This is a genomic window from Paenibacillus sp. J31R30 (genome assembly GCF_059692115.1).
Map to the genome: position 1 here is coordinate 95605 of NZ_JCAUAV010000002.1, position 25659 is coordinate 121263.

General features: G+C 47.1%; 14 protein-coding genes. All 14 read left to right on the forward strand.

Translation table 11 applies throughout. The annotated features are described in order from the left end of the window. Positions 1-13: 13 nt before the first annotated feature. The 14 genes from AC58QO_RS06425 to AC58QO_RS06490 all read left to right on the forward strand — a co-directional run bounded on the left by AC58QO_RS06425 (position 14) and on the right by AC58QO_RS06490 (position 25654). The gene (locus tag AC58QO_RS06425; RefSeq protein WP_497264475.1) at positions 14-1396 is read left to right on the forward strand and encodes an MATE family efflux transporter; all 1383 of its coding nucleotides are present in this window, start codon (positions 14-16) and stop codon (positions 1394-1396) included. A gap of 24 nt (positions 1397-1420) precedes the next feature. Continuing rightward, on the forward strand, positions 1421-3631 hold the full coding sequence (locus tag AC58QO_RS06430; protein ID WP_497264476.1) for an alpha-galactosidase: 2211 nt from the start codon (positions 1421-1423) through the stop codon (positions 3629-3631). Between the two features lie 5 nt (positions 3632-3636). Then, the gene (locus tag AC58QO_RS06435; RefSeq protein WP_497264477.1) at positions 3637-4011 is read left to right on the forward strand and encodes a cupin domain-containing protein; all 375 of its coding nucleotides are present in this window, start codon (positions 3637-3639) and stop codon (positions 4009-4011) included. Then, positions 4008-5786 carry a glycoside hydrolase family 36 protein gene (locus AC58QO_RS06440; protein WP_497264478.1) on the forward strand — a complete coding sequence of 593 codons (1779 nt, stop codon included), beginning with the start codon at positions 4008-4010 and terminating at the stop codon, positions 5784-5786. The genes AC58QO_RS06435 and AC58QO_RS06440 overlap by 4 nt, the downstream gene beginning before the upstream one ends. 39 nt (positions 5787-5825) lie before the next feature. Then, positions 5826-6818 (forward strand): aldo/keto reductase, encoded by a 993-nt coding sequence (locus AC58QO_RS06445; protein ID WP_497264479.1) that lies wholly within the window; start codon positions 5826-5828, stop codon positions 6816-6818. A gap of 578 nt (positions 6819-7396) precedes the next feature. Beyond that, on the forward strand, positions 7397-8596 hold the full coding sequence (locus AC58QO_RS06450; protein ID WP_497264480.1) for a glucuronate isomerase: 1200 nt from the start codon (positions 7397-7399) through the stop codon (positions 8594-8596). A 166-nt stretch (positions 8597-8762) separates the two neighbouring features. Further along, entirely contained in the window at positions 8763-9719 is a 957-nt protein-coding gene (locus tag AC58QO_RS06455; protein ID WP_497264481.1) for an ABC transporter permease, read from the forward strand. Between the two features lie 28 nt (positions 9720-9747). Then, positions 9748-10617 (forward strand): carbohydrate ABC transporter permease, encoded by an 870-nt coding sequence (locus tag AC58QO_RS06460; protein WP_497264482.1) that lies wholly within the window; start codon positions 9748-9750, stop codon positions 10615-10617. A 266-nt stretch (positions 10618-10883) separates the two neighbouring features. Further along, positions 10884-17708, forward strand: coding sequence for an Ig-like domain-containing protein (locus tag AC58QO_RS06465; RefSeq protein ID WP_497264483.1), 6825 nt, complete (start codon positions 10884-10886; stop codon positions 17706-17708). A gap of 160 nt (positions 17709-17868) precedes the next feature. Then, a complete protein-coding gene (locus AC58QO_RS06470) occupies positions 17869-19446 on the forward strand; it encodes an extracellular solute-binding protein (RefSeq protein ID WP_497264484.1) in 1578 nt (525 codons plus the stop codon). 175 nt (positions 19447-19621) lie between these two features. Beyond that, entirely contained in the window at positions 19622-20584 is a 963-nt protein-coding gene (locus AC58QO_RS06475; protein ID WP_497264485.1) for a Gfo/Idh/MocA family protein, read from the forward strand. Positions 20585-20602: 18 nt separating this feature from the next. Next, on the forward strand, positions 20603-22723 hold the full coding sequence (locus AC58QO_RS06480) for a TIM-barrel domain-containing protein (protein ID WP_497264486.1): 2121 nt from the start codon (positions 20603-20605) through the stop codon (positions 22721-22723). Positions 22724-22802: 79 nt separating this feature from the next. Further along, positions 22803-23822 (forward strand): response regulator transcription factor, encoded by a 1020-nt coding sequence (locus AC58QO_RS06485; protein ID WP_497264487.1) that lies wholly within the window; start codon positions 22803-22805, stop codon positions 23820-23822. After that, positions 23819-25654: a cache domain-containing sensor histidine kinase gene (locus tag AC58QO_RS06490; protein ID WP_497264488.1), complete on the forward strand. Its 1836-nt coding sequence runs from the start codon at positions 23819-23821 to the stop codon at positions 25652-25654. The genes AC58QO_RS06485 and AC58QO_RS06490 overlap by 4 nt, the downstream gene beginning before the upstream one ends. Positions 25655-25659 lie beyond the last annotated feature (5 nt).

Below are 25659 nucleotides of genomic sequence, written 5' to 3' on the forward strand. Positions count from 1 at the left end.
TGGCGGGCAGGCCATGAGTGCAGATGCAGCGTTGGTCAGCGAATCCGCCTCCATTGATCCACAGGATGATAAAGCCATTCGCCGGATGATTTTCAAACTGGCAGGTCCGTCTTTGACGGAAATGCTGCTCATGAACGCAACCCAAATGGTGATGATGATTCTAGTTGGACACCTCGGGGCCGTTGCCGTTGCAGCTGTTGGCTTAACAAGCCAACCTTATTTATTGTTGACTGTTCTTTTTGCAGCGCTGAATACAGGAACAACCGTTATCGTCGCCCGATCCACCGGAGCGGGGAAGATGGGGGATGCGAATTTGGCGGCAGGGCAATCGCTTATGCTGGGCACAGTCCTGTCTGTCCTTATTGTTGCGCTTGGTGTCACCTTTGCGGAGAGTCTGCTTCAACTGATGGGCGCTAGTGATGAGGTCATTCAAGTTGGACTACCTTATGCGAAGATCATGTTTTTCTCCATTGGCTTTTCCTCAATCTCATCTGCTTTATCTGCTATTCTGCGAGGTTCGGGAGACACACGAACACCGATGAAAATCAATGTGCTGACAGGATGCGTGAATGTTGTCCTCGGGTTTGTGCTGATTTATGGTCATCTCGATTTACCGCAAATGGGCATTACGGGTGCGGCAATCGCTACTTTGGTCGTTCAGACCGGAGCTATGACTTGTTTTATTGCTGTCATGTTCAGCGGAAGATTTAAGGTCCGCATCGGTTGGTCAGAGATAAGCCGTTTGGATAAAGCCATGATTAGCCGTATGCTGCGGATTGGTATTCCGAGCAGTCTTGAGCAATTGATTATGCGATTAGGGATTATGACGTTTGTGAAAATTTGCGCTGGATTGGGTACCGTTGCCGTGGCGGCATCGCAAATTGTAACGAGCATCATTGGCATCTCGTTTATGCCGGGGGCTGCCTTTGCTATCGCAGCTTCAACGCTAGTTGGGCAAACGCTTGGTGTAAACAAACCCGATCTCGCCGAACGATATGTGTGGCAGGTCCGGAAGTACGGCATGATCGTGGCTGGTTTTATGGGGGCGCTTTTTATTTTATTCGCTCCGCATATTCTAACGCTGTATACGAATGACGAAAGGATTATTCGTGAAGGGGCTTGGGCTCTTCGTATTGTAGGTTTTATCCAAGTATCTCAAATATCGCAATTTGTACTTGGCGGCGCGTTACGAGGGGCTGGAGATACCCGTTATCCCTTATTTTCAACATTCATTGGCGTGTGGGGAATCAGGGTTGTACTAAGTTATTTGTTTGTATATATCTTCCACTGGGGCATGATCGGTTTATGGAGTGCAGTTGCAAGTGATCAATTTCTCCGATCGAATCTGATTTATTTGAGGTTTAAACGCGGGGCTTGGAAGCATCTCAAGGTTTAATACGCACAAAGGGGACGCGTCAAAATGGGGATTGTGTACGATTCGAATTCGCAAACCTTCCATCTTCAAGGGAAGTCATCGAGCTATATCATGCAGCTGATCAAATCCAAATACGTAGCCCACGTTCATTGGGGGCGCCAAGTACGTGGCAGCAATCTGGGAGGATTGCTCGCTATGCGACGTCGCTGTTCCTTCTCACCATCCACGGATCCGGACGATCTATCCCTGTCATTAGACACATTGCCGCAGGAATATCCGGGATATGGAGGGAGTGATTTTCGAGTTCCAGCCTATCAGGTTCAAATGGAAAACGGCACAACGGTCAGTGAACTCGTCTATGAGTCCCACCGGATTTACGCGGGCAAAGCACCGCTAGAGGGACTGCCATCGACTTATGCGGAGGATGATAGCGAAACAGAGAGTCTCGATATCGTTTTGGCAGATCCGATCATCGGATTAAAAGTCATTCTTACCTATACGGTATTTCGTGATTTGAATGCGATTACCCGGTCTGTTCGGTTCATCAATGAGGGGAATCAGTCCATCAAGCTGCTGCGAGCATTGAGCTTCGGAATTGATATTTCACGCAGTGATTTCGATATGCTTCATTTATCTGGCACATGGGCGCGTGAGCGTCATATCGAGCGACGCCCCCTTGTAACAGGCGGATCTGTGATTGAGAGCCGTCGGGGGTCCAGCAGCCATTCGTTAAACCCATTCATGGCGCTGCTTTCCAAACCAGCGGATGAAGATCACGGAGAAGTCTATGGATTCAGCCTTGTCTACAGCGGGAATTTTGTTGCTCAAGCCGAAGTGGACCCTTATGGAACGACCCGTGTCGTGATGGGCATTAATTCGTTTGATTTCTCATGGCTCTTGGAGCCTGGGGAAGCCTTCCAGACACCCGAAGCGGTTCTCGTGTATTCTGCGGAAGGCATCGGCGGGATGTCGCGCACCTATCACAAGCTGTATCGCACACGGTTATGCCGAGGACAATTCCGTGATCGTCACAGGCCGATTCTGATCAACAACTGGGAAGCCACGTATTTCAATTTTAACGCGGATAAAATTGAAGAGCTTGCACGAGTAGGCAAGGAGCTCGGTTTAGAGCTACTTGTGCTGGACGATGGTTGGTTCGGCAAACGTGACAATGATAAAAGTTCGCTCGGCGATTGGTTCGTTGATCGAAACAAGCTCCCGCAAGGCATGCCGGACTTGGTAAGCCGTGTGAAGCAGCAAGAGCTAGAGTTCGGTCTATGGTTTGAGCCTGAAATGGTGTCCCCAGACAGTGACCTGTATCGAGCCCACCCCGATTGGTGTCTGCATGTGCCTGGTCGGCGGAGGACAGAAGCGAGGCAGCAGTTGATTCTGGACTATTCGCGTCAAGATGTCAGAGATTACATCGTGAAGGTCATCACCGATATTCTTGCTAACAGTCCTATCACGTATGTGAAATGGGATATGAACCGCAATATGACGGAAATCGGTTCTGCACAGCTCCCGCCAGAGCGGCAGAGGGAAACGGCACATCGTTATATGCTGGGGCTTTACGATGTGATGGAACGGATAACTTCTGCATTTCCGAACGTATTGTTCGAAAGTTGTTCCGGCGGCGGCGGGCGGTTCGATCCAGGGATGCTCCACTACATGCCACAGACTTGGACGAGTGATAATACGGATGCCGTTGAACGGCTGAAAATTCAATATGGCACGAGTATCGTGTATCCAATCAGCACGATGGGCGCTCATGTTTCCGCCGTCCCTAACCATCAGGTGCATCGTATGACGCCGCTTGAAATGCGCGGACATGTGGCGATGTCGGGTAACTTCGGCTATGAGCTAGATTTGACTACTTTCACAGATGCGGACAAGGAAGCCGTGAAGGAGCAAGTCGCTCTGTATAAACACTTGCGGCCCCTGATCCAGTTCGGTGAATTTTACCGACTGATCAGCCCTTTTGAACATGCTAGCGCGGCTTGGATGTTCGTTTCCGAGGATAAGAAGGAAGCTTTGGTTGCTTTTTTTCAAGTGTTGTCGGAACCGAACGCACCTCTCAGGAAATTGCGATTGAAGGGCCTTGCACCAGAGAGCAATTATTCACTTTATGATGCGGGAGAACAGGGTGAACGTGTGGAAATATTTGGTGGAGATGAGCTCATGCACGTTGGTCTTAATTTGCCGATCTGGAAAGGCGATTTCCGAAGCCGCCTTTACCGCTTGAAAATGGAGGAATAGACAAGATGAAAAAGCTGCGTTTGAGCGATTTGCAGGATAAGAGGCACGGCCATATTTTGCAGGATGTATTACCGGGTGCTTTTTTATCATCAGGCGGTCTGTCTTTCGCGAAACGGGGCGACCGCAGCCATACGAATGATGGACCTGAAGGAAGAGACTATCATGTTCATGGCGATTGTGAAGCGTTCCTTATTTTGCAGGGGACAGGAACGATGGAGATGAATGGGGAGCATATTCCGGTTACAACGGGAGATATCGTAATTATTGAACCAGGAGAGGATCATCATCTCAATTCCAGCGAGGACGACCCGATTGTCACCGTGTGGTGCCATGCAGGCCCGAATCGTCATAAGAATCAACAGCAGGAGGATGCATCGTGAACAAGATCATAAATACGGATACCCATTCTTTTCAATTATCGAGTGAGGATCATGGATTTACCGTCACGCTGTTTACGGAGAAGCTGCAGGACGGCATTGATCTCGTATCATTGCGATTGGAAGCAGAGGAGGCGCTAACACCTCCCGTTTTTACGCTTCGATGGTCGCATCCTGCCTGTGACATTCAGGGGAGCTGGCATCCGGCTCAGGACAGGAATAAGAGCTTCAAGGCCGACTGGATGCGCACATTACGTTCCAATGCTGCTGCGTCGGCTCCTGTCTATGCTTTGTTTAATAGCATGGGTCGCAATAGGATGACATTTGCTTATTCGGATGCACTTAACACCGTGCATTACTCGGGAGGCATTAGTGAGGAAACCGCAGATTTCCATTGTTGCGTCCAACTATTTACAGAGACGACTGCGCCTTTCCAATCTTATGAAGCGAAGCTTCTCGTAGATACGAGAGATGTTCCTTACTATGAAAGCCTGGATGGCGTTCAATCGTGGTGGAGCACAATGCCGGAATATCATCCGTCATTCGTTCCTGAGGCTGCCAAGGAACCAATGTATTCCACTTGGTACAGCATGCATCAGAATGTCACAGATACACATATCGAAGAACAGTGCCGTATCGCCAAAAGGTTGGGGATGGAAGCTGTCATCGTGGACGATGGCTGGCAGACGGCAGATAACCGCAGAGGATATGCCTATTGCGGGGACTGGGAGACCTATGAGGGCAAATTCCCCGATATGAAGCGTCATGTGGATGCCGTTCATGCGTTAGGTATGAAGTTTATCCTCTGGTACTCCGTGCCTTTTATCGGCAAATACAGTAAGGCATGGGATCGATTTAGCAATAAAATTCTTCGCTATAACGAAGGACACGGAGCAGCTGTATTGGATCCGAGATATCCGGATGTCCGGGAATATATCATCAATACGTATGAGAAAGCGGTTAAGGAATGGGGCTTGGATGGCTTCAAGCTTGATTTCATTGATACGTTCTATTCGCCTGAGCTGCAGCTTCCTTCTACAGTGGAAGGTAAGGATTATGAGTCGATACCTGCTGCTGTTGATCGTTTACTGACGGATTCTATCGGTAGATTGAGAGAATTGAACCCTAGTATTATGATCGAGTTCCGACAAATGTACATCGGTCCTGCGATGCGCAAATACGGCAACATGTTCCGCGCTTCCGATTGTCCGAACGACAGCATCCAGAATCGCGTGCGAACGCTGGATCTTAGGCTAATTTGTGGAAATACGGCAGCTCACGCGGATATGATCATGTGGCATCCAGAGGAGCCTGTGGAAAGCGCCGCTTTACAGTTGATTAATTGTTTGTTCTCGGTGCCACAGGTATCCGTTCTCTTGGATAAGCTGCCTTCAGATCATTTGAAAATGCTAACCTACTGGCTTGCTTTCTGGAAAGAGAACCGCACGCTGTTACTAGACGGCTCTATTGCGCCTATGAATCCGGAATTGTTATATCCGCTAGTCCGAGCGGTTCATGAGGATCGAGGGATTATCGTCGCATATCAGGAGCAAATTGTCCCTATTGATGCCAACGCGCCGGTGTCTCAATGGATCGTTGTGAACGGCCGCAGGCAGGACGGACTTTATATAGAGGTTACGGGTGAGATGGGGATAGCGAACGTGACAATTCGTAATTGCTGCGGAGAAATCACGGAGGAGCGATCTGTCGAATGGCAGACAGGTATTCATAAGCTGGCGATACCGGCATCAGGGCTTGCTACCATCTCCATTGGATAAGGAGTAGAAATTCGGCAGTCATTTTTAGGGGGATTAGCGATGAACTATGCAGCAAATGAAGGAAGATATGCAGATATGCCGTACAATCAAAGTGGGAAGAGCGGCTTAAAGCTGCCGCCGATTTCGTTTGGATTGTGGCATAATTTTGGTGGTGTGGACCTATTCGAAAATAGCAGAGCGTTAGCGCGTCATGCCTTTGATCTGGGGATTACGCATTTTGATCTTGCGAATAATTATGGTCCACCTACGGGCTCAGCAGAAGAAGTGTTCGGGCAAATATTGAAAAAGGATTTGCTTCCATATCGTGATGAGTTGATTATTGCAACGAAAGCTGGCTACCGCATGTGGGACGGTCCTTATGGAGAGCGTGGTTCCCGCAAAAGCATGCTCGCTAGCCTTGATCAAAGCTTAAAGCGACTAGGCATGGATTATGTCGATATTTATTATTCACACCGTTTTGATGCGGAGACGCCTCTGGAAGAAACGATGAGCGCCTTGGATCAGGCTGTACGACAAGGCAAAGCGCTGTATGTAGGCGTGTCCAATTATAATGCGGAGCAAACGGAGCAAGCTGCAGCGATATTGAAAGGTCTTGGTACACCGTTCATCATCCATCAAGTACACTATTCGATGTTCGAAAGACGGTTGGAGCAGGGGCTGCAAGATATTTTGGCTAGAGAAGGTGTAGGATCTATCGCCTACAGTCCGCTCGCTAGGGGACTCCTGACGGATCGTTATTTGGAGAACATTCCGGCGGATTCCCGTGCTGCAGGGGGCAGTGTGTTCCTAAGACCTGAGGATATTACGGAGGACAAGATTGCGAAGTCTCGTCTTTTGAATGTTCTAGCCCAGGAGCGAGGGCAAAGTCTTGCCCAAATGGCTTTAGCTTGGGTTCTTCGCAAGGGACATGTGACCTCTGCATTAATTGGCGCAAGCAAAGTGAGTCAGTTGGATGATAATGTGGCAGCGTTGAAGCAGCCTAATTTCACGCTGGAAGAATTGGATCTTATTGATCACATTTTAAGTAAATGAGATATGAACACTGAGTGGATATTGTCGTCCATTCGGTGTTTTTTTAACACGCCAGAATTTATATGTTTTGGGTTTGGGGTAAGCTAAGCTTACCCCTTTTTTTAGCTGCGGCGTGAGGTGATCGTTCCAGTGGAGCACCGGTGCTGCGAAAGGGAACTACGTTCCGTAATTTCGGAGTGGTGCAGCGATATCGCTTCAGAGCTACGTTTAGTCCGATATCTCCGAATTAAAACAGGGATTACTAATAAAAAAAGACCAATAGTCCGATTTTGCCGAACTAATCACTCATTTTCCTTGCGTGAGGGCTGTTTGGGGCGATTTAGGTGGGAGAATTAGGACTAATTAAGTGGTCATGACGTGGAAAGTGAGATTAATTCTGCAATTTCGGACTAATAGGAGCAGGTGGTGTCATCCGACCCGGGCTAGTCGTAAGTAATAGCCCTTTGCCAAGGATAACAACGGGTGTTTTTCATTTCAACGATCATAAAAAATCACAACCCACTGGAAGTTATCCCATGTAACAGATTAGCCAATCCATGTACCATCAGTACATACGGCGTGTAAAAGGAGGAAGAGGAATGAATAGGCAGATGAAGCAGGGGAAGGAAGATTTTGAGGCGCAGATTATGCAGCTGCCCGTTGTGGATACACACACCCACCTTGTGGGGGACCGACTTTGTGCCAGCGACTTCTGGGAGATTGCCCATTACTTCTGGTTATTTCGTGAACTGCAGGCTGCGGGCTATCCAGCGAACGCGATGGAGCTTCCGGAGGATGAACGGATTGCTGCTTTCTTGGAAGCTTACCATGGATCGAGAAATACGATGATGAATATGGCAATGACGCAAATTATTAAAAACCTATACGGCATTGTCATCCGTGACGCCGCCTCGATAAAGGAGGCTGACGCCGCCGTTAAAGCGACTGCGCGAAGTGCAACGTGGGCGCAAGAGGTGGCAGACCGATTGAATGTTAGCAGATTCGTCGTGAATATACCCGAACATGCAGATTTCGAAGGCATGCGTGAGAACGCTATCCTGATCCCGCGTATTGATGGTAAATTGGGCGGTTGGGTCAAAGAGATTGAGTCATCCCAGAACCCGGCAGGAGCATTCGCACAAGTGCGTGAGAAACTGTCTCAGCTTATGGATACCTATAAGGAAGCGGGTTACGCGGGCGTTATGACCACATTGCCGAGCTATGAAGCCAGAGCAAATCGTAAGGTAGTGGTCGGGCAAGGCAGCACCAAAGATGAGATATTAATGATGCTTCTGCATGAATTAGGAGCCGCAGCTGAGCAAAGGGGACTTCTTATACAGCTGTTTCTCGGCGTGGAACGTTCCTGGTGTGGAACAGCCACGCCGGTCAACGACCCTGCTCGCATTCTTAAGCTTTCTGCCTTGTTTGAAGCGTACACCTGCACCTTCGAGCTAGTGGTGGCCTCAGAGCTTAACAATTTGGATATTGTGCAAGCGGCATGGAATTTTCCGAATGTTCACGTAGGTGGGCATTGGTGGTTTAACTTCCGAGCGAGTACCTATCGAGATAGTATGCAGTACCGGTTAGAAGCGCTTCCGGCCATCAAAAGCTCACTCATTGTATCCGATGCCAGATGTATGGAGTGGAGCTATGGCAAGATTATGCTGGTTAAACGAATCGTGAGCGACTTCCTATGGGGTCAGATCGAGGCAGGCTGGATAGATTACGACACGGCGATCTATGTGGCAGAGAATTGGCTGTACCACAGTGCAGCGAAGCGGTATGGGGTCGCCCATTGATCCTGTTTTTGCAATCGTCATTGTTCCCATTGTCCCCTTTGTTCCCATCGATGATCCAATCGTAAAAAAACACAAACCGCTATAAGTTTCACCATCGTCACCTCGGAACAACCCTAGTAAGATGAAGATGTCAAATAGATGCAGCATGCAAGAAGGGGAGGAAAACATGGCCAGTAAAATACAGCCGTCCGATCATACCATGTACGAATTCACATCGCAGAGTCAGAAATGGGCTTTTATGCGAAAACATTGGCCGATTTATGTGATCTCATTACCGGGAATTATTTATTTCTTGCTTTTTAAATATATCCCCTTATTCGGTTCGGTCATCGCGTTTCAAAACTATAACATTTTCAAAGGGATTAAAGGGAGCGACTGGGTAGGATTAGAGCATTTCAAACGCATGTTCGCCTATACCGATTTCCTTATCATTTTAAAAAATACGATATTAATTGGTATATATGACATTTGTTTCGCTTTTCCGATTCCAATCATCTTGGCTCTTCTCATTAATGAAGTACGAATCATGGCTTATAAACGGATTGTACAAACGGTGGTTTATATGCCGCACTTCCTATCGTGGGTCATCGTTGGTGGTATCGTTGTTGGGGTATTGTCACCGTCCACGGGAATCGTCAATCATTTACTGTCCTTGTTTGGCGTTGAACCGATTTATTTCTTAGGGGAAAATAGCTATATTCGGACCATTCTCATTAGTTCTGGTATTTGGAAGGATAGCGGTTGGGGGACGATCATCTATTTGGCTGCGATTGCAGGCATTAATCCTGATCTGTACGAAGCCGCACAAATCGATGGTGCCAGTCGCATTCGACAAGTGTTCTCCATCACGATTCCATGTATCTTACCAACCATTGTCATTTTATTTTTACTGCAAATTGGTAATTTCCTCGATTTCGGTTTCGAACGCGTCTTCGTATTTCTTAACCCGCTTAATAATGAGAATGGGGAGATTATTGATACGTTTGTGTACCGGGCAGGGCTTGTTGATCGTCAATACAGCTACACGACGGCCATCGGACTGTTCAAGTCGGTTGTAGGTCTTCTGTTGATTATGATCAGTAATATGTTTAGTAAAAAAATGACTGGCGAAGGCTTGTACTGATACGGAAGGAGACCGGAGGTGAATTGCTATGATTATGACTAAAGGCCATAAAATTTTTAATGTTTTTAACCTTGTATTGTTAGGTGCACTTGGATTGAGCATGGTACTGCCCCTTATTCACATTATTGCTCAGTCCTTAAGTAATAACACGGCCATTAATGCAGGAGACGTATCATTTTGGCCTGTTGGCTTCACACTGGGCAGCTATAAACTAATTTTACAGGATCCTACGATCTGGCTGGGATTCCGGAATAGTGTCATTATAACGGTATTTGGCACATTCATTAATTTGTTTATGACAACAACGCTTGCTTATCCGTTATCCAGACCTGAATATTTGTTTCGTAAAACAATTCTGCTGTTGGTGCTGTTCACCTTAATTTTTAGCGCACCGTTAATTCCCAACTATTTGTTGATTAAGCAATTAGGGCTATTGAATACGTTATGGGCTCTCATGCTTCCAATGGCGATTAGCGCTTTTAACTTATTCGTTATGCGTTCGTTTTTCTTGAACCTGCCATCAGAGCTGCTGGATTCAGCGCGAATGGACGGCTGTGGCGAGTTCCGGATTCTTTGGAATATTGTCTTGCCTCTGTCCAAACCTGCGATGGCTACAATGGGCATTATGTATGCCGTGGGTCACTGGAACCGTTATGCCGAGGCCGTCTTCTATATTGACCATCGTCAATGGATACCCCTGCAAGTGCGGCTGAGGGAAATTGTATTTACCGATCAGATGGGGCAATCGGATGTATCTTCGGAACTCCTGCAGCTCCTTTCCCCGGAAGGGATTAAGATGGCGGTCATTGTCGTCGCTACGATCCCAATCCTGTGTGTATATCCGTTTCTGCAAAAACACTTCATTCAAGGTATGATGGTCGGTTCGGTTAAATCTTAATTTTTCTTTGATCAAAAATAGTGAATATCAACCGCCCCGTAATCGTGAACGGGGTGGTTTTTTTGACCCAACGAATGACTAACAAGATCATAAATAAAACAACCCCAATCGTAAATTTTTCCATATATGGAAATAAGTTTATGATTTACAATCATTCAAGTAGGGGAGGAAGGAGATGAGCCTAACATTCGTTATGGAAGCGATTGCAATATAAACGATAACCCTTTGTTTCAAGTAGGTGTAACTGACTCTAAGGAGGCTTTAGAATGTTCAGTAGGATGTTGAAGCAACAAGTACTTAAAAAGGCAGTAAGCATAGTGCTTTCATTAGCACTTGTCCTTACGTTGATGAATCCAGGAGAAACGGTTCATGCAGCGCCGGAAGACAACTTGGGCATTTTGGACATACATGTGAATAAGCCAGTGGGCGCAATTGTTGATCTTGATGATGCAACAATTGACGTATCCTTGCCCTACGGCACCATCTATCAAATGTTGAATGTTACCACAAACGGTGCAAACGCAGTTCTGTACAGAAGTGACGAAACAACGGTGATCCCTTTTGCTGCCAGCGGCATCAACAAAGGTGATGCGAAAATGGACCAATTTTCAACAAGTGGAACCACGACGTATTACTTGGGAGTAACCGATACCAATAACAGCAGCAATAGTAAAAAATACACCATAACGGTTACGGTAGATACGGCAGTGCCTCCTATTACTGGCCAGATGGGACCTAACGACAAATATTTGCCGCTAAATATTCAGGCAGGCGAATCCGCATGGGACGTTATGGGTGCTTCCAAAATTGGCAATGGCAGCGGTACGGGTTCCATCGAAGGACCTACCAGCCCCTCCTCCTACAGCGGGAAACCATGGACGGAGTCGGTATATGACCGTTCAGGGGACTACCCATTGGCTTCGACTGTGAATGAAACATGGTTGGGAGACAACATGTATTTGCAGACGATCGGGCGAAACGATCAGGATGCGTTAACGAAATATAACATAGCGAATGTGCCGGGTACGTCCAAACTCAACTCTGACATTTTGCGTTTTCACGAATTTGAACCCTTTGTTACTCCAGAAGGTGTAAGCAGGGACGATGGTGATCGCGGAGCCGTGGGCAGTGACAGGCAACGATTGGAGATTAAGAGCAATACCAGCGCAGCCAATATAGACGCCAATAGTGTAGGCGGCGATATTATGACCCACCACTGGAGGCTCATGCTCCCGTCGGAGACGTTAAGATTTCAAAAGGATGTTGGTGATAATCAAACTGGTGACTTTATTAATCCGCACCGGTTTTGGCACATCTTCCAACTGAAAGAGGTAGCAGGCAATGCAGCCGGCCAGCCGGTGACTACGTTGACCTTGGTTTCCAGTGAAGGCAAAGGGCAGCTTGAATTTAGAAACAATCCAGATGGCAGCTATGCGGATCGCATTAAGCCATTGTTCACGATTCCATTTGAAGAGGTCGCGGATCGCTGGCTTGATTTTGAAGTAACGATCTTAACGGCAGATAAAGGTTATGTATACGGTAAACTTGTCGATCTGGAGTCAGGGGATGTGCTGTTCGAAGGCGGGATGACAGCCGAAACCTCTAGACGACCTGAAGTGAGCAATCCGACTACCGGCAGACTTGAAAGAACGGATTTACCAGTTGAAGCGGGTCAACAAAACCGGTCCAAATGGGGGCTATACCGGGGATTATATAACAGCCCGGCTGATGCAGCCTATGCCGATGAATGGCAAGCAGCTACCATGTATCTGTCTGACGTACACTTAATTAAAAGGGATGAAGACAGCTATGTTTTCCCTGACGGCTGGAACCCCAATACACAAGCGAAGGATGTTGTTGCATGGGCAAGACCAGTAGCGATTTCAGCCTCCCAAGGTACGCCATTTGGCAGTTTAACTTTACCTACCAAGCTTGATGTCACCCTGAGTACGGGGAAAATAGAGCAAGTGAATGTAACATGGAGCTCGTCTGGCTATAACCCTGATCATACGGGGATTACTACAATTGTTGGTGAGTTTAACGGCCCAGGAATTACGAACTCAACGCATATTCAGCCAATTGTTGAAGTGAATCTTTCCAGCTATAAAAACTGGGCGGTAACTCCCGGGGCAGCGCTTAAGGTCGTGTCTAGCAGCAGCAACAGCAAAAATAACTTTATTGATGATAATGCTACGACAGCTTGGCAGGCCAACAGTTCTCTTACGAAGACAGATGGTTATCAGTACTGGGCTGCAGTACAACTGGAAAAGAAAATAGATGTGAGTAAAATTCAAATTGAATGGACGAGTAATAGTAAGTTTTTGAAAAATTATCAGGTGTATTACGCGAATGATGCAGCAGCATTTAATGAACTCAAAGAGGGTAATGCTCTATCTGCTACTTCGGATGCAACGCGTAAACCGCTCGAGACGGCAAATGGTGCCCTATGGCAACCAATCGCTGGCGTGGGGAAAACGACAGCACTAGAAAATAATGAAAAGGCCAATCATACGTTGACCGAACCGATTGCAGCTCAATATATTTTGCTTGTGTCCGATGTTCAATTAGATAATAGTGCTGGCGGAATCAAAGCAAATGTATTCAATGTGTTCGGTGAACCTTCGGCAACGGATGTTCCGGTTATTCCTAGAGAATCTGTTAACCTGCTAGATCCTTCACGTTTTACACCGCAAGCTGGTGTCAATCTCAAGGTAAGCTCAGAAACAAATGATCATCCAGGTATAGATGCTTTGCGATCGGGCGGCAGCGGGTATTGGCGGAATGCAAGCCCTAGTGCCTATAAGGGTGACTATTCGCCATCCTCACTAGCATTAAGCCTTGATTTAGGTGCTCCTAAAACGATTGATAAGCTATACCTTGAAATCCCTAATACCATCGCCAATATTCAAAGTAATGCTACAAGATTTGAGGTCTATTACACCAATGATCCGAATTCTTGGGCAAGTGCGCCTACGGCTTCTGACGGGGCACAGCAGTATGACTGGAAAGCAAACGGCTGGACGCTAGCTGGTGGTACGGAGACCGAAGGTTTGTGGTCTTATGTGACGTATAACGGGCAGCAATGGGGCTATGATACGAAGACGTTTTTATACCCGTTTACAGCCCGTTATGTCATGATTAACACGGTACTGGTGGGGCCTAGCGATAAGCGCGCGAATGATACCAATTCAATGATGGGTTTATCCGGCTTGACGATTTACGGCAAAGATGTCGTAACGAATGCAACGGCACTAGTACCGGCTAAGGATACCTATAGTACATGGGATCAGGTTGAACCAATAGCTACTACGATGAACCTGAGTGGAAAAATGCTGACAAGCATCACGAAGGGTGACAAGACGCTTCTACTAAATACGGATTACACGTTATCCGGCAATAAGGTTACTTTTACAGCTCCCTACCTTGCCAAATTACCACTTGGCACGAATGAAGTAATGTTTCATTTCAACAGCGGTGCCCCTTCGCTATTTGCCTTAGATGTCATTGCTCGGGGTTATGGCGCGAATGATAAGACGATTAAGATGAACGCCATCGAAGGTGTATCTCCTTACAATGTATTTGGCGGGGCCATGGGTACCGACGAACCTGTAGAAGGGATTACGAAAAGAATAAGAGATGGCTATCATGAATTTTATGGCAGTCAACCTCAAGCAACAGCTGCCGACGATCATATTCGGAGTGTTTGGGATAGCACCTTACAAAAAAATGTGTTCAAGATCACGGCTAATGGCAGAGGCTTGAATAACGAATTTTTGGATAAGGTTCGAGATGGCGAATATGGTCATAAAGGTGTCTTTGATAAGACCTTAGGCTATGTTGTTGATGGTGCGGCTGTCACGGACAGGCAAAGAATTGAGATTCGCCCAAGTGAAGATTCGAATAAAGATTTTGTAGCGTACGAAGGCGATTTGGTTTCCTATGAGTGGATGTGGAATATCCCCGACGGCATCCAGTGGAATCAGTCAAACTTCAGGCATATCTTCCAGTTGAAGGCTACGAATCGTCAAGCTCCTGATACATTACCTGGCGGCAACAACGGTGGTGAGAACGGCGCCTATATTCTGGCGATGTCCATTTCTGGAACGACGAACCGAGATTTGGTTGTGAATCATAACCGGTACGACGGCGATAAGACGCTGATGCGAATTCCATTAAGAGAAATCGATGGCCATTGGATTAAGGTTGAGCTCAAAGCACACATTTCGGACAGCGGCTGGCTCACCATTAAGATTACGGATCAAGTAACGGGCAAGGCCTATACGTTTGACAGTCCAGATGTCTATCAAGTGTTCGGTAATCAAGGGACAGGCGACGGGGTCAAAGACTTATGGCGAAGACCCGAGAGAGCAGGCGGCTTTGAGACCGAGTATCCGGCAGCGTTTGATCAATATTTGCGTCCGAAGTGGGGCATTTACCGCAGCTCTGCTAACGGCACCAACTCTGCCTATGACGCTGAGCTCGGGCTATCCGACATTACCATAAGCAAGGTGGCATCAGGATTGTCATCTGTCAACCTTGCGCTTAATAAGAAGGCGTACAATGTTGGACCGACAGTTGGTGCTAATCCGATTCAGATGCAATCTGCTACGGCGAATGTATACGGAAATGCCAACAAATTGACCAATGGTGTATTGCAGGACCCGACCAAATGGACGGTAACGAACATTACCAATTTGGATCAAATCGGCAATTATTCATGGCTGGGTACTGACGGAGAGCGCAAAGGCAGCTTCGTTATTGACCTTGGCCAGGCGATGGATTTTAGCCAAATTAGACTGTTTGCCAAATCCACGAGGTTAAAGGGCGCAACCGTGTTTGTCTCCAATGATATCGGAGATCATTCATCGGCTGCTGATTTTAACAATATGACCTTTCAACAAGTAGAAAAGCAGACAGCCCTAGGTTATACGTACGATACAGGCAATAGCAATGGCGGTATCGATTCAGCAGATAGTTCGCACCCTATTAACCTGGGCAAGACCTATCATGCCAGATATATCAAAGTAACGGTAGAGAATGCAACTGGCGGGAATGCAGGCACAGATCTTACTGGACCTCCACGCCTGACCCAAGTACAAGTATTCAATGCGCCGCTTCCTCCGCAGCATCTGACGATTGAAACTAGCGGTTCAAGTCATATATTGAAGTGGGATGCAAATGTTTTAAGCGAAGGTTACACGGTGTACAATGAGACTACGGTACTGGCTGATTTACCAGCAGGCGTAACAACCTATCTGTTACCGAGTAACTTGACCGATTTCTCCAAAGTGGCCGTAAGGTCCAAAGGAACAGACCCGTATTCACGCAAGTTTATGATATCGGCACCGACCTTACTTAACATGGCAACGGATATCGTAGGGATTGCACCGATCAGCATCACAACTAGCGTGGGAATTGCACCTGTGTTACCGACGGTCATCACAGCCGTTTATAGTGATAACTCAACGGGACAGCGACCGGTAATTTGGGACTCAATCGACGCCTCCCAATACGATTCCGCAGGGAGCTTTAGCGTACAAGGAACCGTTACCGGTGTGACTTATAAGGCTTTGGCCAATATTACAGTTACAGCAGTGGACATTCCGCTACCTGCTATTGTTAGTTATTCGCCAATCAATATTACGACTAGCGTGGGAACAGCACCTGTATTGCCATCGGTCGTCACAGCGGTTTACAGCGACAATACTACAAGACAGCTGGGCGTCGTCTGGAGCAACATAGAGGCTTCGCAATATGCGTCGGCAGGTACCTTTAAAGTGACAGGAACAGTTGCAGGAACCTCCATAAAGGCAGAAGCAACGATAACAGTCACACAGCGTACGTCAGATCCGGGGCCGAGTATAGGAACGGGTACAGGTACTTCTAATGGTTCTAGTTCAGGAACCACGGGAATCATCGATCTTGAAAAAGATGCGAAAGTAACCAAAGAAACAACGGCGGATGGAAAGACAGTTACGAAAGTTGCCGTAGATGCGGATAAGTTGGAGAAAGCATCAGCGATTCCAATTGTCGTTATTGAAGTGAAGGACAGTGCATCCATCGTAAATGTGGAACTGCCGGGCCAAGCGATCCTGAACGCAATCAATAAGCAAAGCAACACGGTGATTCAGATTAAAGCGAATGGTGCCATTTACGAGCTGCCAGTTCAATTGTTTAAACATATCGCGAAGGATTCAACCGTAAGCGTTGTGATTTCTAAGGTTTCCGGTAAAGTCGGAGACGATGTAAACGCAGCGGTAAACAGGTTGAACGCTAAACAAATCGTTGCGAACCCGATTGAATTTACAATCACGGTCAACGGACAAGAAATGACTGATTTTGGCGGTATTTATGTGAACCGTACGCTTAGCTTGGATACATGGACAGGTGACCCTGGCAAGGTAACTGCCGTGTGGATCGATGCGAACAATCAGATCCATTTCGTACCCGCCATGATTACGACGAAGAATGGGTCGTCTGACATTACGATTCGTTCGCCGCACAACAGTACGTACACGGTCATCCAATCCAATCATTCGTTTGCAGATCTAATGGGGCATTGGGCCAAAGCGGACGTTGAGCTGTTGGCAAATAAATGGATTGTTAACGGTGTAACGGATCAGCAGTTTGCACCAGAGGCGCAAGTCACTCGTGCTGAGTTTGCGGCTATGCTCGTTCGTTCGCTTGGCTTGGTTGAGAAGAAGGCAATAGATGCATTCCGTGACGTAAGCCCGAGCGACTGGTTCGCTGGAGCCGTTAGCACGGCGAATCAAGCCGGGTTGATCAATGGTTTTGAGGATGGTACCTTTAAGCCAAACGCTAACATTACTCGCGAGCAAATGGTGGCGATGATGATGCGCGCGATGAAAGTAGGCGGCAAGGAAATCCCAGCCAGCATCGCTGCAATCGATCGCTTCGCCGACCGTTCGCAAATCGGCGAATGGTCGAAGACAGCCGTCGCACAGGCGCTGGCGGCCGGTCTTATTCAAGGCTTGTCGGACAATATCTTCGCGCCGACAGAGCCTGCAACACGTGCACAAGCGGCCACGATGCTGAAGCGCATGCTGCAATCCCTACAATTTATTAACTGATTGATTCCCAGACCGCCAAGCTGTTTGGCGGTCTTTCTTCAATCGTATAAAATCACATAGCGTCTTAAATTTATACATTCAGTAATCAACAACGAATCGTTATGATAAACACAGATCGATGCAATCGCTTTCAGTACAATAAGGGAAGAAGGGGTTTTCAATGAAAAAAACAATCAGTCTTAGTCTAGCCGTCATGATGGTAGCTACCGCATTAACCGCATGTTCTTCGGATGGCAAAGTAGCTGGGGATGCTTCCCCACAGCCATCTGCTGATGTGAAGAAAGCACCTGTTAAGTTCTCGCTGCTTTTTCCAACGACAGTCAGTACGGGCTATCACACCCGAATCCCTGATTTAAACAAGGATAAGTGGGTATTGAAGCTGGAGGAATTAACGAATACGGACTTGGATGTCAGGGTTGTAGAGGATGCCAAATTCGGCGTTATGTTCGCAAGTAACGATATTCCTGATGTGGTTGGCAGTATCGGTGGTCCAGGAAGTAAGTCGATGTCGGGTTCTGTAGAGAACGGTGTTTTTATGCCGCTGGACGATCTGCTGAAGCAGTATGGACCGAATTTGATGAAAATGGTACCCAAAGCAGCCTGGGAGAGTGTCTCCTACAATGGAAAGATTTATGGCATTCCCGAATATTTGAGCAATCCTTCCCGTCGTGCCACTTACATTCGTACAGATTTGTTAGCTAAAACGGGGCTTCAAGCTCCCAAAACGGTAGAGGAGTTTCTGAATGTTCTGCGTGAGTTTAAGAAGCTAGGCGTCGAGAGTCCTTATCAAATGAGGGAAAACTTCAAGTATGCGGACGTTCTTCTAGGAGCTTACGATGTATTGCCTTATAAGGATCAATTTGAACTTGTTGACGGTCAAGTGGTTCCGAAGTTCTTTGATTCAGAGAATGTACAGAAAGCTCTTACTGCTTACAAAACCATGTATGATGAAGGCTTGATTCCGAAAGAATTTGCCACCATTTCGGCTACGGATTACAACAAAAGCTTAGATGCGGGGAAAGCGGGGATCTGGTCGCAGAATGCTTCCGGTTTACCTGGGTCCAAAACGAAGCTAAGAGCGCTCAACCCTGATTTTAAAGCGGACATCATTCCTTCTCCGAAGGGGCCGGAAGGCAAAGGCGGTTACTTCCTCTATTCGCCTGTCGTACGAACGTTCTATGTTAATAAAAACGTGAAGCAAGACACAGCTGCCGGCATTATCAAAATGTTCGATTGGATGATGACTTCCAAGGATGCAGAAACGTTCTTCACCTTCGGGATTGAAGGCGATACCTATACCAAGGACAGCAGCGGTGCGATTAACTATAAATTCCCGGTTACCAAAGAAGAAATTGATGAAGAAGGGTTCCGCAGCGGAACGCTTTGGGCGGTACATGACTCTACTTACAATAAACCAAGAATGCAGCTAAACGATGACGGAAAAACGACGTTGAAAGCATTCGACGAGGTTCTCTCGAAGGAAGGTCTTCCGGGCATCGGATTCTATCCTGATTTGAGCAGCTTCGCTAAATTCCCGGATCTTGCAGCTCCGCAACCAGACGTAGGTCCGAAAATCATCGTCGATCACATGATCAAAATGATTTATGGCAAAGAGCCGATCTCCGATTGGCCGAAAGTCATCGAAGAGTATAAAGCCAAAGGCGGAACCGAAATTATTAAGGAAGCAACTGAGCGTTGGAACAAGAAGCAAGGCGCGATTATGATTGACACGAAATAAGCGTTTTTCCATAGAGACATCCTTCTTGCAGCGTATTCTGCAGAGGGATGTCTTTTGCATATAGAAATCGTAAAAAAACACATGCTGTCGTAAGTTAATACGTTTTTCTAAGGTGGATAATCTCCTATAATGAAGGCAACTAAAATTCCATGGATTCTTAGGGGGTATTTGACATATGAAAGCAATATTGGTTGGTTTAGGTTCAGCTGGATTCAGCTGGTATAAAAGACTGAGAGATCAAGGACTATTGGCAGCTGTTGTAGAGGTCGATCTGTCAATGAAAGAGAAGATGCTGGACGATCCGTTCCCTTTTTACACCTCATTAGAGGATGCGCTGCAGAACGAACAGGCTGACTTTCTAGTCAATGTAACTTCACCTATGATGCACACGGCTGTGAACCATGCGGCATTTGACCGTAAGTTGGCCGTATTGTGCGAGAAACCGATCTCCTTTGATTATGAGGAATCCATCGAGATCGTAGCTCGAGCTGCTAGGGAAAAGATCCCTTTTATGATCGCAGAAAATTACCGCAGAATGCCTTATATTCGTAAAATGAAACAGCTTCTGGACGAAGGCGTCATCGGTAGTATTTCGTCAATGGATATACAGTTCTACAGATACCATCATGTTCAGCGGAGATATACCGTTAGTATTCTGGATGACATCGGGGTGCATCACTTAGATATGATCCGCTATTTCACGGGTAGTGAAGGGAAGGCGGTTCAATCGAAGCTGTACAATCCAATTGGCGCCTGGCAAGAGGAAGGAGCACTTATCAATGCTTATGCTTTCTTTGAAATGGAGGGCGGCATTACAGCAGCCTACAACGCATCCATCTCGGCCAGAGGGACGGAGACACCATGGAGCGGCAATTGGCGAATCGAAGGAAGCGAAGGGGCTATGGAAGTCATTGATAAAGAAATCCGCCTCATTCGGGATGGCAAAGTTACGGTCGTTGATGATATTAGTGGTGTAGATGAAAAAGATACGCTGGCTGAATTTCTGGCATCACTCCGTGAGGGACGTGAAGCAGAGACGAGCGGCAGGGATTATCTGAAAACCCAAGCATTGGTTCATTACACGAAGCTGGCTAATGAATCCGGCAGCGCGATGTCCATTGAGGTTCCAACACTATAGATGAATGGGGAAATTAGGATGCAAACAACGAATTGGCAACAAACGGCGCCTGGTGTTTGGCGTCTTACGATAGGAGAACCGCAGGGCATGACGCCGCTCTCCTTGATGGGAGCCTTACCTAAAACAGAAGCGCTGCAGCAGCTTCCGCAGGTGGACCCTCCATTTTCAAGAGAAAACATCGAAATTGAGGATTTAGGCGACTATCGGATTCTATCTATACCGCTTAATCGTACGGAAAAGCTGTACGGGACAGGCCTTCAATTATTAAGAATGAATCAACGGGGAAGGAACCGTTATTTGCGGGTGAATAGTGATCCCAAGCAGGATACAGGGGAGACGCACGCGCCGGTTCCTTTTTACATCAGCGATCTCGGGTATGGTGTGTTGGTAGATACTTCGCGAATCGTTACGATGTATTGCGGCTCTACCCTGAGACAAGAGGAAACGCTGAGCGAGGATATTCGTGATCGCAACACCGACAAGGGATGGAAAGCCACGTTAGTCGCATCGCGCGTAGAGATCAAGCTCCCTAGTGAAGGTGCAGATGTTTATTTGTTTGGGGGCCCAACTCTCTCGGACGTAGTAGCTAGATATAATTTATTTTGCGGTGGAGGCACATTGCCTCCGAAATGGGGGCTTGGCTTCTGGCATCGTGTTCCGACGCTGTATACGGACCAGCAGGTGCTCGAAGAAGCAGAGCAGTTCCGTCAGCACGATATGCCCTGTGATGTGATTGGACTTGAGCCTGGCTGGCACAGCCAAAGCTATCCCGTCAGTTACGAATGGGAAAAGAGCCGATTCCCTGAACCTGAAAAATTCGTGAAAACATTGGACCAAAAAGGATTTCGTGTGAACCTGTGGGAGCATCCCTTCGTATCACCGAAGAGTGAGTTGTATGAAGATTTGAAGCCGCTATCGGGGAGTCATTCGGTCTGGGGAGGACTTGCACCTGATTATGCACTGCCTGAAGCTGCAGCACTTTATAAGAAGCAGCATGAAGAGCAGCACGTGAAAATCGGGGTAGCGGGTTACAAATTGGATGAATGTGACGGCAGTGATTTGACCAACAATTCCTGGATGTTCCCGGGGCATGCTCAGTTTCCATCCGGTCTGGATGGAGAGCAAATGAGACAAATGTATGGGTTAATGTTCCAAAAAATGACGACAGAATTATTCCGCAGCAAAAATCGGCGTACTTATGGGCTTGTCAGGGCTTCGAATGCCGCGGCTTCCTCCATGCCGTATGTCTTGTATTCGGATCTGTATGATCACAAGCAATTTATTCGCGGGATATGCAGCGCTTCTTTCAGCGGACTGTTGTGGACGCCAGAAGTGAGAAGAGCCAGAAATGCCGAAGATTGGGTCAGACGGATGCAAACGGTCGTTTTTTCGCCGCTCGCGATGCTGAATGCTTGGGGAGACGGAACGAAACCGTGGTCTTTCCCAGAGGTTGAGGATACCGTACGCCATTACATCAAGCTGCGGATGAGACTGCTGCCTTACTTGTATTCGACATTCGCCGCTTACCGAGAGAAGGGGATTCCTCCTTTCCGTGCCATGCCATTCGTGATGTCCCCAGCAGAAATCGCTGCAGCCGAGGCGATCCAAGCTGAAGCAGCTGAACAAACCTTGAACACGACAGATGGCGCCTATGGCAAGAAGAAAGTGAGAGAATGGGATGACCAATACATGGTTGGCGATGCCCTGTTAGTAGCCCCTCTTGTCGAAGGAGAGTTTGAGCGAGAAGTCCTACTCCCCTCGGGAATTTGGTATGGATTAGAGACAGGGGAAAGATACGAAGGTGGATGCATCATTCGGATTCAATGCGGTTTGGAACGAATTCCAGTGTTTGTTAGGAACGGAGCTGTCATTCCGTTGATGCCTGCGCTGTCGCATGTCCCATCGATGGGTACACAGGTCCCGCTTGAAATCATTCATTTCGGTGATGCAGCTGGTGAAGGGAATCTATACGACGATGATGGGGAAACGTTTGACTATGAGGCAGGTGTATGCGGCATGTGGAAGGCGGCGGTTACCCAACATACAGATGGCTCCTACGAGGGGCAACTTACTGGACCCACTGACAAGCCGCAAGCATACAGCGCTGTCACGTGGCGCTTCGCACAAATTCGTTTGTAGCACCTTCCGTTGAAGAACCAATCACGGTGAGTTATCATAATTGGATATTGTTTCTGAAACATGGGAAGGAGGGTTATACATGCATGTATTGATTGTAGACGATGAACCTGTCATTCGCAGAGGCATCGTAAAGATGGCGGAAATGTACCAACCTGCTTTCTCGCGAATTCAGACAGCCGAGAATGGCGTGGATGCGTTGGAACTGATTCGTGTCTGCGAGCCTGATCTTGTGTTGGTGGACGTTCGTATGCCGAAAATGGACGGATTGGAGCTCTGCAGAATCATTCATGAGGAATTCCCTCAGATCAAAACGGTTGTGATATCGGGTTACAGTGATTTTGAATATGCGCAAAAAAGTATGAATTATGGTGTTCGTCATTATATGTTGAAACCAGTCACGACAGCGGATGTCCATGACATGTTGAATCAGTTAATCAAAGAACCTTCTCGCAGCTATATGCCGCCTTCCCGTTATATTGAATGGATCGATCAGATGGAGCAGCAAATATGGGCTTTGCAAATGGAGGAGCTAGACAGTCTGATCGTCCGTTGGCGTGACTATTGTCTATCCGTGAATCTCTCGTTGGCTGGGATTAAAGAGCTGTTGGATGATTGCAATGCCATGCTAGTCAAGCGCTTTCAAGCTCGAAACTACTCGCCTTCTTTCGTTCTAGCTCACATGCAGGCAGATAGTGTGAAGGAAGCCTTAGACACGTTTAATAAAGGTTTGATTCAAATGGCCAAGGGACTGCAAGCTGTTCGAAGCGGTAGCTTTAAAGATCCGATGGAAGAGGCCAAAAGTTATATTGACAGCAGACTATCGGAAGACATTTCGTTGGATCAAGTTGCTGCCATGGTCGGATTGACACCGACTTATTTCAGCTCGCTTTTTAAAAAAGTCACACATGAGACCTTCGTTCAGTACCGGATTAATAAAAGAATGATGAAGGCCAAGGAAATGTTGGCTATTCCTTATGTCCGAATCGTAGATGTAGCGGCAGATGTTGGGTACGACGATTACCCGCATTTTACAAAAACCTTCAAAAAAATTGTGGGCGTATCTCCTTCTGAGTATCGTGCAGGACTGGGTATCAAATGAAAATTAGAGGCTTAACGAAGAAGATATTCGTTTATTTCTTGATTGTTATCATTCTTTCTCTTAGCAGTGTTGGCATCTTCTCCTATATGACTTCTTCCGGCGAGTTAGCGGAAATGGTTGAGAATCAAATGAACCAGATCGTCGGAAATGCGGTTCATCATACGGATCTATATTTGAAAGACTATGAACGCTCTATTGTCTCTCTTTTGACCAACAGACAGGTCATGGAGTTTATTGATTTAAAGGCCGATCGAGAGGAATATGACTATTATATTGCTCGGAAAACGATTCTCGAACTGAGTGTCGATCCGTTATTTATTCGTAATCCTAAGTTGGCTTCTGTCTATGTGATTAGCGATAAACTGAATGCGGTTTATTACTACAACGGTGTGAGCGAACAATCCTTCAATGCAGAGGATAAAAGAAAGCAGCGACAATATTTCCTAGCGAATACATCGCCAGATGGGAAATTAAGTATTTTGAACCATACGATCATAGAAGGTCAAGAGAATCAGATGCTTACGCTAGTTCGCCGTTTTCGTGGCTTCACCTCGCCTGAATTAAGCGGCTTACTCGCCATTGAGATGAGATCGGCTGATTTGTCCGCCTTATGGAAAGGGATTGATTTAGGCAAATACGGCTATCTGTTTATCATTGATAATAAAGGTCGATATGTCTATCATCCGGATGGGAAAAAAGTCGGATCGGATGTGCCGAAAGAGTTTGTAGAGAAGCTTGAAAAGGCAGGTTCTTCTTCCTTCATCGACACGAGTGAGGGCGACGAACGCATGTATGTAAGTCGGAAGTCCGATTATTCGGACTGGCAGCTCGTCGTTTCCATGCCGCTGCGCGAATTGCGCAAACCGTTGGCGAACATTCGTTCGACAACGCTGATTGTCGGTATATTTACGTTGGTGCTGGCGATTTTACTTGCATACCGATTCGGTAAGTCGATTGCGAAGCCGATTCAAGTGCTGAAAAGCGGAATGAGAGAGACGGAGAAAGGGAACTGGGCTACGATTCCGTTACCCCCTCACAAGGATGAGATTGTTGAGCTTATGGTCCGCTACAACCTGATGGTTAAGCGGCTGTCCGAAGCCGTAGACCGAGTGGTGCAGGTCGAATTAAGCAACTCAGAGATTCGCATGGAGCGTCAGCGGGCAGAGTTTCAGTCCCTGCAGCTGCAGATCAATCCTCATTTTATGTACAACACACTCGAGACCATTGTTTGCTATGCCACGATCCAAGAATCAGAGGAGATATCTGAAATTGTGAAGGCGTTGGCCTACATGCTGCGATACTCGGTCCAAACCAATCTCGAGGAGATTACAGTTGCTAACGAATTGAAGCATGTTTTGTATTATATTGTTGTTCTGAAACATAGAATTGGCCGCGATTTCGAGATTGATGTTGCGATCAAACCGGAGTATCTGCTTCATGTCATGGTTCGTTTGACCCTCCAACCTTTAGTCGAAAACGTGTTTCAGCACGCATTTCCTGACGGGTTGGAAGATTATCACTTCGTTCGCATTGATGGAGGCATCATCGACGATATTTTCTGGATCAGCGTTGAGGATAATGGCTCAGGGATGTCGGAGGCGAAGTTAACGCAGCTCCAAGAGAAATTAAGCGCTAACCGGCTGGCGGATGCCGAAACAGATGAAGCGGGCAAAAAGGGTGGCATTGGTGTGCTGAACGTCCATCGCCGCATTCAAATGGTCTATGGGGAGAGCTATGGACTGAGGATTGAAAGTGTGGCCGAGCAGGGAACCAAAATGATTATGGTAATGCCAGCATCGCCTAAACAGGGTGATAAACCAAGTATTGTATAGGGGGC